This is a genomic window from Pseudomonas sp. RSB 5.4 (assembly GCF_037126175.1).
GTDB lineage: Bacteria > Pseudomonadota > Gammaproteobacteria > Pseudomonadales > Pseudomonadaceae > Aquipseudomonas > Aquipseudomonas fluorescens_H.
The window spans coordinates 1,403,116-1,415,906 of record NZ_CP146986.1 but is presented as its reverse complement, the minus strand read 5'-3'; the positions used below and the strand labels follow the sequence as shown (position 1 = coordinate 1,415,906).

Below are 12,791 nucleotides of genomic sequence, written 5' to 3'. Positions count from 1 at the left end.
ATGCCCGAAACCTTGCCTGCACCGGCCGTTGCGACGGCCCCCGCCAGCCTCCTCCACCCTGCCCGCAGGCTTGGCGGGCGCGGCGGCTCGTGGGTGGTGAGCTCGGCGGTGCTGGTGTCATTGTTGTCACTGCTGCCGATTGCGTTCGTGATCGGCGTGTCGTGGTACACCGGTTGGGCAACCATCGAAGCCATGATATTTCGCCCGCGGGTCGGCGAATTGCTGATCAACACCGTGCTGCTGGTGCTGATCACCCTGCCATTGTGCATCGTGCTCGGGACAACCCTGGCCTGGCTGACCGAACGCAGCAACCTCCCCGGCCGACGCTTGTGGTCAGTGCTGGCGGTCGCACCGTTGGCCGTGCCGGCGTTCGTCCACAGTTACGCGTGGGTCAGCCTGATTCCATCGATCCACGGTCTGCCCGCCGGCGTGCTGGTGTCGGTGATCGCGTATTTCCCGTTTCTGTATTTGCCGATTGCCGCGACCTTGCGTCGTCTCGATCCGGCGATTGAAGACGTTGCGCAATCCTTGGGACTCAAGCCTTGGGCGGTGTTCTTTCGGGTGGTGTTGCCGCAATTGCGCCTGGCAATCTGCGGTGGAGCCTTGTTGGTCGGTCTGCATTTGCTGGCCGAGTACGGCTTGTACGCGATGATCCGTTTCGACACCTTCACCACGGCGATCTTCGATCAGTTCAAATCGACCTTCAACGGCCCGGCCGCCAACATGCTCGCCGGGGTTCTGGCGCTGTGCTGTCTGGCGATGCTCACGGCTGAATCCGCCGCCCGTGGCCAGGCGCGGTATGCGCGAGTCGGGTCCGGCAGCGCCCGGGATCAGCGCAGCGTACAACTGGGGCGCGGCGCGACATCTTTGGCGTTACTCCTGCAAACGCTGACCTGCCTGCTGGCGCTCGGTGTGCCGTTGCTGACACTGGGCCGCTGGCTGGTGGCCGGTGGTGTGCAGGTCTGGCAAGGCGACGAGTTAATGCCGGCCCTGCTGCAGACGTTGTCGTATGGCGTGGCCGGCGCGTTGCTGACCAGCATCGCGGCGATTCCCATTGCATGGCTGTCAATCCGCTCTCCCGGCAAACTGCAGCGCTTGCTGGAAGGCTGCAATTACATCACCAGTTCGCTACCCGGCATTGTCGTTGCGTTGGCGTTGGTCACCGTGACCATTCATTTCGCCCGGCCGATCTACCAGACCACCATCACCGTGCTCTTGGCCTATCTGCTGATGTTCCTGCCGCGGGCGCTGGTCAGTCTGCGCGCCGGTTTCGCGCAGGCCCCGGTCGAACTGGAAAACATCGCGCAAAGCCTTGGCCGCTCGCCGTTGCGCGCATTGTGGCTGATCACCGTGCGCCTGGCAGCTCCCGGCGCGGCGGCAGGGGCAGCCCTGGTATTTCTGGCAATCACCAATGAACTGACCGCGACCCTGCTGCTCGCGCCCAACGGCACGCGCACCCTCGCCACTGGCTTCTGGGCGATGACCAGCGAAATCGATTACGCCGCCGCAGCGCCCTACGCGCTCTTGATGATCCTGCTTTCTCTGCCGCTGACGGCCATTCTCTATCACCAATCCAGGCGTACCGCTGGCCGATGAACGCTCTCGAACTGCTCAACCTCAGTAAAACCTTCGGCGCACAAAAGGCGCTCGATGACGTCAGCCTCAACGTGCCGACCGGCAGCCGCACGGTGATCGTCGGCCCCTCCGGTTCCGGCAAGACCACGCTGTTGCGGATGATCGCCGGGTTCGAGTTTCCCGACAGCGGCAGCCTCACGCTCAACGGCCAGACGCTGGTCGACCGCAGCCACGCGGTGCCGGCCTATCAACGGCAGATCGGCTACGTCCCGCAGGACGGCGCGTTGTTCCCGCACATGACCGTGGCGGCGAACATCGGTTTCGGCCTGGCCCTGACCGGCGCCGCGCGCCATCAACGCATTCTGGAGCTGATGGACAGCGTGGCCCTCGATGCGAACATGGCCAACTGTTGGCCGCACGAATTGTCCGGTGGTCAGCAACAGCGCGTATCCCTGGCCCGGGCACTGGCGCAACAACCACGGCTGATGCTGCTCGATGAGCCGTTCTCTGCCCTCGACACCGGTTTGCGTAGTGCCATGCGCAAAATGGTCGCGCGCCTGCTCGAAGACGCCGGCGTCACCACCATTCTGGTGACCCACGATCAGAGCGAAGCGTTGTCGTTTGCCGATCAATTGGCGGTGATGCGCAGCGGCCGGCTGGTGCAGTCCGGGCATCCGATGGATCTCTACCGCTTTCCGAATGATGAGCAGACTGCGCACTTTCTCGGCGAAGCAGTGGTCCTGCCCGCGCGGATCGAGGCAGGTTGGGCGCATTGCGATCTGGGTCAGGTGGCGGTGAACAGCAACGGCTTCAGCGGCGCCGCGCAGATCATGCTGCGCCCCGAACAATTGCAGATCGCCGAAGTGGCGTCTGACAGTCAAGGCTGCCATGCGCTGGTCACCGACCGCGATTTCGCCGGCAATACCTGCACCTTGACGGTTGAACTGAGCTCGTCCGCGACTGAGGATCCGGCCCGTTCGATTCTGGTGCGCAGCTCCGGCATGCACGCGCCGCCCGCCGGCAGCGCGGTGCAACTGTCGGTGCTCGGTGCGGCGCATGTGTTTGGCCTGAACTGATCAGAGATCGAAGCGATCCACCGCCCGCCGCCGCTCGTTGTCATCGCGCACATCGTAGTTGGCGGTGGTCTGGATGTTGCTGTGATGCGCCAGTTTCTGCGCGATCGACAGGTCGTGCTCCTCGATCACCCGGGTGATGAACGAGCGACGGAAATCGTGGGGCATGATCTTCACCCCGACCTGCGTCCCGCGCTGACGGGCGATGTAATAGATCGCGTGCTTGGTGATGCGCTCGCGGGTGATGTGGCTGCCACGGCGGATGCGGTTGAACAGGAAGGCATCGTCGCTCTCGCCTTCCTTGAGCTGTGAACGGCGCAGTTCGAGCCAGGCATTGAGCTTGCTGAACGCCCATGCCGGTGCGTATTTGATCAACTGCTTGTTGCCCTTGGCGGTGACGCACAGGCTGCGCTCGCTGAAATCGACCTGATTCAGGTCCAGATCCACCGACTCCGACTTGCGCATGCCAGTGCCGTACAGCAACGCGATGATTGCCGCATCACGCAGGCCCTGCGGGCGCGGGTCGGCGGCGCAGACTTCCATCAATTCGTGAATCAGCGTGCGCTTGAGATTGCGCCCCTGGGACAGCCGCGTGCCAGCGATGCCCTTGACCGAGCGCATTTTCAACAGATGTTCCTGGCTGATCAGGCTCATGCGCCAGGCTTCATTCATGACCCCGCGCACCGCATTCACATACAACGAAGAAGTGTTGGGTGCGTAGTTGTCTGCGCGCAACGCCGCGACAAGACCCACAACATCTTCGGGTTGTAACGCATGCCAGGGAATCTCTTCGACATTCATGTCTTCAAATCCCAGGCGATCGGCTGCATCTTGCAGCACGTAGCGCATGGTGAGCTGGCTGGAAGGCGCCAAACGCGCGAGGTACAGGCTCATCGGGTTGGGCTTTGGAACGACCGGGGTTGCAGCAACTAAATCAATCAAACGATAAACCTTGAGTAAAAAACGTACAGCACTACAACAACTAACAAATGCAATGTACTTGAAGTAAAGAAGGTACTAGGGCCGCACTGTCCGACAAAAAACTGCGATGGACGGTAGAAGCCTGAACAGCGGCTGTATAAGTGACAGATAAACGATTCGCCAACCGGTTTTTCATGTTCCTTTCACAAAAACCGGCATAACCTTAATTCCCATCGGTTCGGTAGTGGCTTTGCCCAACCTGCCGGGCAAATCGTGAAAAGTCAATCGATCCCGACGTCATGCTTTTTTTGCCAAGTTATTGATGCAGGAGTGCTTTTCTGCGTCTACGCTGAGGTTGGATCCAACGATTCCGTGAATTCATCCTTTATTTTTTTTGCAATGAGGTGCCCATGAGTCAGGCGTTTCTCCCCTTCTCTCGCCCGAGTATCGGCGATGAGGAAATTGCCGCCGTAGAGCAGGTGTTGCGCTCGGGCTGGATCACGACGGGGCCGAAAAACCAGGCACTCGAAGAGCAGTTTGCGCAGTATGTCGGTTGCAAGCACGCGGTAGCCTTGTCTTCGGCCACCGGCGGCATGCACATCACGCTGCTGGCCCTGGGCATCGGCCCGGGCGACGAAGTCATCACCCCGTCGCAGACCTGGGTCTCGACCGCCAACATGATCTCCCTGCTGGGCGCCAAACCGGTATTCGTCGATGTCGACCGCGACACGTTGATGACCGACGCTGCGCGCATCGAAGCGGCCATCACCCCGCGGACCAAGGCAATCATTCCGGTGCACTATGCCGGCGCAGCGTTCGATCTCGATCCGCTGTATGCCCTCGCCGACAAGCACGGCATCCCGGTCATCGAAGACGCCGCCCACGCTGCCGGCACCCGCTACAAGGGGCGTCACGTCGGCTCGCAAGGCACGGCGATCTTCTCGTTCCATGCGATCAAGAACATGACCTGTGCCGAAGGCGCGATGTTCGTCACCGATGACGAAGCCCTCGCCAGCCGTGTGCGCATGCTCAAATTCCACGGCCTGGGCGTCGACGCCTATGACCGTCTGACCGGTGGCCGCAAGCCGCAGGCGCAAGTGATGGAGCCGGGCTTCAAGTACAACCTGGCCGACGTCAACGCCGCGATTGCCCTGGTGCAACTGCAGCGTCTGGAGGAAATCAACGCCCGTCGCACCGAACTGGCCACGAGCTATCTGCAGAAGTTCGAAGGCTTGCCAGTGCAACCGCTGGCCCTGCCCGACTACGCCCAGCAACACGCCTGGCACCTGTTCATCCTGCGCATCGACAGCGAGCGTTGCGGCATGGATCGCGAAGCTTTCATGAAGGCTTTGCAGGATCAGGGCATCGGCACCGGTATCCATTTCATTGCCACCCACCTGCACACCTGGTATCGCCAGCGTGACCCCGACCTCTACCTGCCCAACACCGAATGGAACTCGGCGCGGCTGTGCTCGATTCCGCTGTTCCCCGACATGACCGATCAAGACCTTGACCGTGTTGTCGGTGCCATCGCACAAATCATGGAAAAACGCCTGTGAAACCTTATCCAATCCGCAGTGTGTCGATCGTCATCCCGGTCTACAACGAGCAGGAAAGCCTGCCCGAGCTGCTGCGTCGTACCGAGGCGGCCTGCCGCCAGTTGCATCACGACTTCGAAATCGTGCTGGTCGACGACGGCAGCCGCGACGAATCGGCGAACATGCTCGAAGAAGCCGCCGGGCGTGAAAACAGCCCGTTCGTGGCGGTCATTCTCAACCGTAACTATGGTCAGCACGCCGCGATCATGGCCGGTTTCGAACAGTGCAAGGGCGACGTGGTCATCACCATCGACGCCGACCTGCAGAACCCGCCGGAAGAAATCCCACGGCTGGTGGCCGAAGCCGAAAAAGGTTACGACGTGGTCGGTACCGTGCGCGGCAATCGGCAGGACTCGGCGCTGCGCCGGTATCCGTCCAAGCTGATCAACCTTGCCGTGCAGCGCTCCACCGGCGTTGCCATGAGCGACTACGGCTGCATGCTGCGCGCCTACCGCCGCAACATCATCGACGCGATGCTCGCCTGCCGTGAGCGCAGCACGTTCATCCCGATCCTGGCCAACAGCTTCGCCCGTCATACCACCGAAATCGTCGTGGCCCACGCCGAGCGTGAACACGGCGACTCGAAATACAGCCCGATGCGCCTGATCAACCTGATGTTCGATCTGGTCACCTGCATGACCACCACCCCGCTGCGTTTGCTCAGCATCGTCGGCTTCGCCATGGCCGGTCTGGGTGTGCTGTTCGCCGTTGCGCTGATCATTCTGCGTCTGGCGTTCGGTGCCGGCTGGGCGGGTGGCGGTACCTTCGTACTGTTCGCCGTACTGTTCGTGTTCACCGGTGGCCAGTTCATCGGCATGGGGCTGCTGGGTGAATACCTGGGCCGCATGTACAGCGATGTGCGCGCCCGTCCGCGTTTCTTCATCGAAAAGGTGTTGCGCAGCCAGCCGGCCGATCCGGCCCCTGCCGTCACCGTTGATGGTCTTTCTTCTACCGCTAATTCTTCCACTTCCGATCAGGTTCTCTCATGAGTGCAAAAACTGTTGTCTTCGCCTACCACGATATTGGCTGCGCCGGCATTGAAGCCCTGCTCAACAGCGGCTTTGACATTGCAGCAGTGTTCACTCACGCCGATGATCCGAAAGAAAACGCGTTCTATGCGTCGGTTGCACAACTGTGCGCGAACAAAGGCATTCCGGTACACGCGCCGGAAGACGCCAACCACCCACTGTGGATCGAGCGCATCGCCAAGCTGGACCCGGAGTACATTTTCTCCTTCTACTACCGCAACCTGCTGAGCGAGCCACTGCTGGCCCTGGCGAAAAAAGGCGCGTTCAACCTGCACGGTTCGCTGTTGCCACGTTATCGCGGTCGCGCTCCGGCAAACTGGGTGCTGGTCAACGGCGAAACCGAAACCGGCGTCACCCTGCACCGTATGGTCAAGCGCGCTGACGCTGGCGCGATCGTTGCCCAGCAACGCGTGGCCATCGAGCGCAGCGACACCGGTCTGACCCTGCACGCCAAATTGCGCACAGCCGCCAGCGACCTGCTGCGCGACACCCTGCCGAACATGTTGCAAGGCAAGATCACTGAAACCCCGCAAGACGAATCCAAAGCCACCGTGTTCGGTCGTCGCACCCCAGCGGACGGCAAACTGGTCTGGGCCAAACCGGCCGAAGAACTGTTCAACCTGGTGCGCGCCGTGACCCGTCCTTACCCGGGCGCTTTCTGCGCCGTGGGCGAGCACAAACTGATCGTCTGGAGCGCTGAAGTCGTCAAGGGCAACGAAGGCCAGGCGCCAGGCCGCGTGATCAGCGTCGATCCACTGCGCATTGCCTGCGGTCAAGACTCGTTGGTAATCAACGCCGGTCAGCGCAACGACAACGGTCTGTACCTCAGCGGCCCGCAACTGGCCAACGAACTGGGTCTGGTGGACGGCTCGCTGCTGCGCGGCGCCGAATCCGGTCGTGCGCCACGTCGTACTCGCGTACTGATCCTGGGCGTCAACGGTTTCATCGGTAACCACCTGTCCGAGCGCCTGCTGCGTGACGACCGCTACGAAGTCTACGGCCTGGACATCGGCTCCGACGCCATCGAGCGTCTGCGCAGCCACCCGAACTTCCACTTCGTCGAAGGCGACATCAGCATTCACTCCGAGTGGATCGAGTACCACATCAAGAAGTGCGACGTGGTCCTGCCGCTGGTGGCCATCGCCACCCCAATCGAATACACCCGTAACCCACTGCGCGTATTCGAGCTGGACTTCGAAGAAAACCTGAAACTGGTTCGCTACTGCGTCAAGTACAACAAGCGCGTGATCTTCCCGTCGACTTCGGAAGTCTATGGCATGTGCCAGGACAAGAACTTCGACGAAGACAGCTCGAACCTGATCGTCGGCCCGATCAACAAGCAGCGCTGGATCTACTCGGTCTCCAAGCAACTGCTGGACCGCGTGATCTGGGCTTACGGCGCCAAAGGCCTGAACTTCACCCTGTTCCGTCCGTTCAACTGGATGGGCCCGCGTCTGGACCGTCTGGATTCGGCGCGTATCGGCAGCTCCCGCGCCATCACCCAGCTGATTCTGAACCTGGTGGAAGGCACGCCGATCCGTCTGTTCGACGGCGGCGAGCAGAAGCGTTGCTTCACCGACATCGCTGACGGCGTCGAGGCGCTGGCGCGGATCATCGACAACGACAACGATGTCTGCAACGGCCAGATCATCAACATCGGCAACCCGGACAACGAAGCCAGCATCCGTCAGTTGGGCGAAGAGCTGCTGCGTCAGTTCGAAGCGCACCCGCTGCGTCACAACTTCCCGCCGTTCGCCGGTTTCCGCGACGTGGAAAGCAAGGCGTTCTACGGTGCCGGTTACCAGGACGTGGAACACCGCAAGCCAAGCATCGCCAACGCCAAGCGCCTGCTGAACTGGGAGCCGACCGTGGAAATGCGCGAAACCATCGGCAACACCCTGGACTTCTTCCTGCGTGAAGCCATGCTCGAAATCGCGGACAAGAAGTAATGCAGGCAGGTCTTCGTATCGATGTCGACACCTACCGTGGCACCCGTGAAGGTGTGCCGCGGCTGCTGGAGATGCTCGACGAGGCGCAGGTCAAGGCAACGTTTTTCTTCAGTGTCGGCCCGGACAACATGGGTCGGCATCTGTGGCGCCTGATCCGCCCGCAGTTCCTCTGGAAAATGCTGCGCTCCAACGCTGCCGGCCTCTACGGCTGGGACATTTTGCTGGCCGGCACTGCCTGGCCCGGCAAACCGATTGGCCGTGATCTCGGGCACCTGATGCGTCAGGCCCGGGACGCCGGTCACGAAGTCGGCCTGCACGCCTGGGATCACCATGGCTGGCAGGCCAACGCCGGGCGTTGGAGCGATGCCCAACTGATCGAACAGATTCGTCAGGGCGTCGACACGTTGAGCGACATCCTCGGAGAAAAGATCCAGTGTTCGGCCGCCGCCGGTTGGCGTGCGGACGAGCGCGTGATCGAGGCCAAACAGGCCTTCGGCTTTCGCTACAACAGCGATTGTCGCGGGCAGAGCCTGTTCCGTCCGCTGCTGGCGGACGGCACGCCGGGGACTCCGCAGATTCCGGTGGACCTGCCGACCTTCGACGAAGTCGTCGGCCCGCACGTGGCGGCGAAGGACTTCAACGCCTTCATCCTCGACCGGTTCCAGGCGCAAGCACTCAACGTCTACACCATTCATGCCGAAGTAGAAGGGATTCTGATGGCTCAGGATTTTCGTCAATTGCTGGCCGATGCACGCCAGCGCAATATTGACTTCAAACCCTTGGGTGACTTGTTGCCCGAGTTCTTCAACACGTTGCCCGTGGGCCGCGTACAACGCGGTGCGCTCGAAGGCCGTGAAGGCTGGCTGGGAGTGCAAGGCGCATGACCAGACGCTGGGCACTGCCGCTGTTGATCGGCCTCTGTCTGCTGGCCTATCTGTTGCCGTTGCACACCCATGGCCTGTGGATCCCCGACGAAACCCGCTACGCACAGATCAGCCAGGACATGCTGCTCAGTGGCAACTGGGTATCGCCGCATTTCATGGGGCTGCGTTATTTCGAGAAACCGATTGCCGGCTACTGGATGATTGCCATCGGCCAGGAATTGTTCGGACAAAACCTGTTCGGCGTGCGCTTCGCGTCGGCCCTCAGCACCGTTTTGAGTGTGCTGCTGGCCTATCTGGTCGCGCGCAGGCTATGGAACGATCCGCGCAAGAGCTTCGTCTGCGCCCTGCTCTACATGAGCTTCACGGTCGTCGCCGGCCAGGCCGGATACGCCAACCTTGATCCGCAATTCACCTTCTGGGTCAACCTGAGCCTGGTGGCGCTGTGGTTTGCGCTCGACGGCCGCAGCACCGGGCAACGTCTGGGCGCCTGGGCGGTGTTGGGGCTGGCCTGCGGCATGGGCTTCATGACCAAGGGCTTTCTCGCCTGGTTGTTGCCGGTATTGATCGCGTTGCCGTGGATGCTCTGGCAGAAACGCTGGCGTGAACTGCTGGTATTCGGTCCGGTGGCGATTGCCATCGCGATCATCGTCAGCTTGCCGTGGGCACTGGCGGTGCACGCGCAGGAGCCGGATTACTGGCGGTTCTTCTTCTGGCACGAACACATCCGCCGCTTTGCCGGTGACGATGCGCAGCACGATGCGCCGTGGTGGTTCTATCTGCCGCTGCTGGTGGCGTTCAGCCTGCCGTGGGTCGGTCTGTTGCCGACCGCGTTCAAGCAAGCCTGGCAAACCCGTGCCCAGCCGAAAATGGTCTTCCTGCTGTTGTGGCTGTGGCTGCCGCTGGGCTTTTTCAGCCTGAGCAACGGCAAGCTGCCGACCTACATCCTGCCGTGCCTGTTGCCATTGGCACTGCTGCTGGGCAATGCGCTGGCTGATCGCCTGCGTCTTGAACAAGGTCGGGCGCTGGGGATCAACGGTCTGCTGAACCTGCTGCTGGGTGTGGTCACGCTGATCGCACTGGTTTACCTGCAATTGAACAAACCGGTGTACGACCACGAACTGCACAGCATGGTGCTGGTGTTCATCGCCCTGATCGGCTGGATCATCGCCAACCTCGCGCAAGCGTTCCTGCCGCTGCAATGCTGGGCGGCGCCGGCGCTGGGCAGTCTGTTGCTGGCCGGGATCCTGCCGGCGGCATTGCCCAAGTCGGTGGTGGCCAACAAGACCCCTGATCAGTTCGTCCGTCATCACGTCACTGAACTGTCCGGCGCTACGCATCTGCTGAGCAACGATCTGGGCGCGGCGGCGGCACTGGCCTGGCGCATGAAACAACCGGAGGTCGCGCTGTACAACACGGTCGGCGAACTCAAGTACGGTCTTTCCTACCCGGAAGGCGCCGAGCGCCGACTCACCAAGGACAACGTTCAACAATGGGTACGTGAAGCGCGCCGCAGCGGAGCGGTCGGTGTGCTGATGCGCGTCAAGGGCCAGGACGAGCTCGAAGAGCTGGACCTGCTGCCCAAGGACGGTACCCGTTACGAATCGGGCAATCTGGTGATCATGGTGCTGCCCAAGGATCCGTCATGAGCTGGTTGCTGTTACTGACGGCGTGTCTGCTGACGTGCCTGGGGCAAGTCGCGCAGAAATTCGCCGTGGAGAGCTGGCGCGGCGTTGATTCGTCCTGGGCCGACAAACTGCGTTCGCCATGGTTGTGGCTGGCGCTGGTTTCTCTCGGCAGCGGGCTGTTGGTGTGGCTGCTGGTGTTGCAACGTCTTGAAGTGGGCATCGCTTACCCGATGCTCAGCCTCAACTTCGTGCTGATCACCCTGATTGCCCGCTTCGTCTTTCGCGAGCCCATCGACCGCCAGCATTGGCTGGGCGTGGCGCTGGTGATCGGCGGCGTGGTTTTGCTGGGGCAACAGTCATGAACAAGGCACGTGGTATCGGTTTCGCCCTCGCCAGCGTGGGGTTGGTCAGCAGTGCCCAACTGGGCATGCGCTGGAGCATGACGCGCCTGCCGCAACCGGAACAATGGCTGACGGCGCTGAGCGCCGGCAGTGTCGATCTGTCGGCACTGGCGGTGGTGCTGGTGGCAATTTTCGCCTACGCCCTGTCGATGCTCTGCTGGCTCGCGGCATTGCGCGATCTGCCGCTGGGCCGGGCTTATTCACTATTGAGCATCAGCTACGCGCTGGTGTACCTGCTGGCGGCCAGTCTGCCGCTGTTCAACGAATCGTTCAGTTTCACTAAATCGCTGGGCGTGGCACTGGTCATGCTCGGGGTCATCACTATTAACACTCGTCCGTCTCGTGCGCCCGAATTCAGGAGTGCTCCATGAAAATCACAGTATTTGGTAGCGGTTATGTTGGCCTGGTGCAGGCCGCCGTGTTGGCCGAAGTCGGTCACGACGTCGTGTGCATGGACATCGATCAGAAGAAAGTCGAACTGCTGCGCCAGGGTCACGTCAGTATCTTTGAACCGGGCCTGTCGAGCCTGGTACGCGAAGGTCTGGACTCCAGCCGCCTGCATTTCACGTCCGATGAAAAACTCGCCGTACAACACGGTCGCGTCGCGTTCATCGCCGTGGGTACACCGTCCAGTGAAGACGGTTCGGCCGATCTGAAATACGTGCTGTCGGTGGGTGACGCCGTGGCGCGCCACCGTGAGCAGCCGCTGATCCTGGTGGAGAAATCCACCGTACCGGTCGGCACCGGCGACACCCTGCGTGCACACATTCAAGCCGCGCTGGACAAGGCCGGTCGTGAGCTGCAGTTCGATATCGTGTCTAACCCGGAATTCCTCAAGGAAGGTTCGGCGGTGTCCGACTGTCGTCGTCCGGACCGCATCGTCATCGGTTGCGAAGGTGACGAAGTGCGCGATGTGATGCGCGACCTGTACTCGCCGTTCAACCGCAACCACGACCGCATCATGTTCATGGACCTGCGCAGCGCCGAGCTGACCAAATACGCCGCCAACTGCATGCTGGCGACCAAGATCAGCTTCATCAACCAGATCGCCGAACTGGCTGAACACCTGGGCGCCGACATCGAGTCGGTCCGTCAGGGCATCGGTGCCGACACGCGTATCGGTTACCACTTCATCTACCCGGGCTGCGGTTACGGCGGTTCGTGCTTCCCGAAAGACATGCGCGCGCTGATCCACAGTGCCGAACAGGCGCATTGCTCCAGCGACCTGCTGCAAGCGGTCGAGGCGATCAACGAGCGGCAGAAGCACAAGCTGTTCGACCGCATCAATGCGTTCTACAAAGGTGATCTGCGCGGCAAGACCTTCGCCCTGTGGGGCCTGGCGTTCAAGCCGAACACCGACGACATGCGCGATGCGCCGAGCCGCGTGCTGCTCGATTCGCTGTTCGCCGCTGGCGCCAGCGTTCGCGCGTTCGACCCGGAAGCGATGCAGGAAACCCAGCATCTGTATCCGAACGAAGAAAAACTGATGCTGATGGGCACCCCGGAATCGGTGCTGTCGGGTTCCGATGCGCTGATCATCTGCACCGAATGGCAGCAGTTCAAGGCGCCGGATTTCGACCTGATCGAGCAGCGCCTGAAAGCCCCGGTGATCTTCGACGGTCGCAACCTGTACGACGCCGAGCGTCTGGCGCGCAACGGCTTCAAGTACTTCCCGATCGGCCGTGGTGACTCGCGCAAACTGCCGATCCCGCTGCAACAGTGGCCTAACAAAGCGGA

General features: G+C 61.6%; 10 protein-coding genes and 1 pseudogene. 10 read left to right on the top strand and 1 reads right to left on the bottom strand.

All coding sequences use genetic code 11. The features are described 5' to 3' along the window. Together V9L13_RS06250 and V9L13_RS06245 are read left to right on the top strand one after the other, a co-directional pair. Positions 1 to 1,596 (top strand): iron ABC transporter permease, encoded by a 1,596-nt coding sequence (locus tag V9L13_RS06250; RefSeq protein WP_338801874.1) that lies wholly within the window; start codon positions 1 to 3, stop codon positions 1,594 to 1,596. Next, positions 1,593 to 2,651 (top strand): ABC transporter ATP-binding protein, encoded by a 1,059-nt coding sequence (locus V9L13_RS06245; RefSeq protein ID WP_338801873.1) that lies wholly within the window; start codon positions 1,593 to 1,595, stop codon positions 2,649 to 2,651. Before V9L13_RS06250 ends, V9L13_RS06245 begins: the two co-directional genes overlap by 4 nt. Here V9L13_RS06245 and V9L13_RS06240 read toward each other — a convergent pair whose 3' ends face one another. Beyond that, positions 2,652 to 3,542: a tyrosine-type recombinase/integrase gene (locus tag V9L13_RS06240; RefSeq protein WP_262141196.1), complete on the bottom strand. Its 891-nt coding sequence runs from the start codon at positions 3,540 to 3,542 to the stop codon at positions 2,652 to 2,654. A 437-nt stretch (positions 3,543 to 3,979) separates the two neighbouring features. Here V9L13_RS06240 and arnB point away from each other — a divergent pair, with 437 nt between their 5' ends. From arnB to V9L13_RS06200, 8 genes and pseudogenes are all read left to right on the top strand, one after another. Beyond that, on the top strand, positions 3,980 to 5,128 hold the full coding sequence (gene arnB, locus V9L13_RS06235) for a UDP-4-amino-4-deoxy-L-arabinose aminotransferase (RefSeq protein ID WP_262141195.1): 1,149 nt from the start codon (positions 3,980 to 3,982) through the stop codon (positions 5,126 to 5,128). Next, positions 5,125 to 6,156, top strand: coding sequence for an undecaprenyl-phosphate 4-deoxy-4-formamido-L-arabinose transferase (arnC, locus tag V9L13_RS06230; RefSeq protein WP_201137718.1), 1,032 nt, complete (start codon positions 5,125 to 5,127; stop codon positions 6,154 to 6,156). Before arnB ends, arnC begins: the two co-directional genes overlap by 4 nt. Beyond that, positions 6,153 to 8,144: a bifunctional UDP-4-amino-4-deoxy-L-arabinose formyltransferase/UDP-glucuronic acid oxidase ArnA gene (gene arnA / locus V9L13_RS06225; RefSeq protein ID WP_003224731.1), complete on the top strand. Its 1,992-nt coding sequence runs from the start codon at positions 6,153 to 6,155 to the stop codon at positions 8,142 to 8,144. Before arnC ends, arnA begins: the two co-directional genes overlap by 4 nt. After that, positions 8,144 to 9,028 carry a 4-deoxy-4-formamido-L-arabinose-phosphoundecaprenol deformylase gene (gene arnD / locus V9L13_RS06220; protein WP_003224730.1) on the top strand — a complete coding sequence of 295 codons (885 nt, stop codon included), beginning with the start codon at positions 8,144 to 8,146 and terminating at the stop codon, positions 9,026 to 9,028. Before arnA ends, arnD begins: the two co-directional genes overlap by 1 nt. Further along, complete coding sequence (gene arnT / locus V9L13_RS06215) at positions 9,025 to 10,674, top strand: lipid IV(A) 4-amino-4-deoxy-L-arabinosyltransferase (RefSeq protein ID WP_338801872.1); 1,650 nt, start codon at positions 9,025 to 9,027, stop codon at positions 10,672 to 10,674. The genes arnD and arnT overlap by 4 nt, the downstream gene beginning before the upstream one ends. Next, entirely contained in the window at positions 10,671 to 11,015 is a 345-nt protein-coding gene (gene arnE / locus V9L13_RS06210; RefSeq protein ID WP_003224726.1) for a 4-amino-4-deoxy-L-arabinose-phosphoundecaprenol flippase subunit ArnE, read from the top strand. The genes arnT and arnE overlap by 4 nt, the downstream gene beginning before the upstream one ends. Continuing rightward, positions 11,012 to 11,425: a 4-amino-4-deoxy-L-arabinose-phosphoundecaprenol flippase subunit ArnF gene (gene arnF, locus V9L13_RS06205; RefSeq protein ID WP_003224724.1), complete on the top strand. Its 414-nt coding sequence runs from the start codon at positions 11,012 to 11,014 to the stop codon at positions 11,423 to 11,425. The genes arnE and arnF overlap by 4 nt, the downstream gene beginning before the upstream one ends. Beyond that, positions 11,422 to 12,782: pseudogene (locus V9L13_RS06200) on the top strand (UDP-glucose/GDP-mannose dehydrogenase family protein). Before arnF ends, V9L13_RS06200 begins: the two are co-directional and overlap by 4 nt. The last annotated feature ends 9 nt before the right edge of the window (positions 12,783 to 12,791 follow it).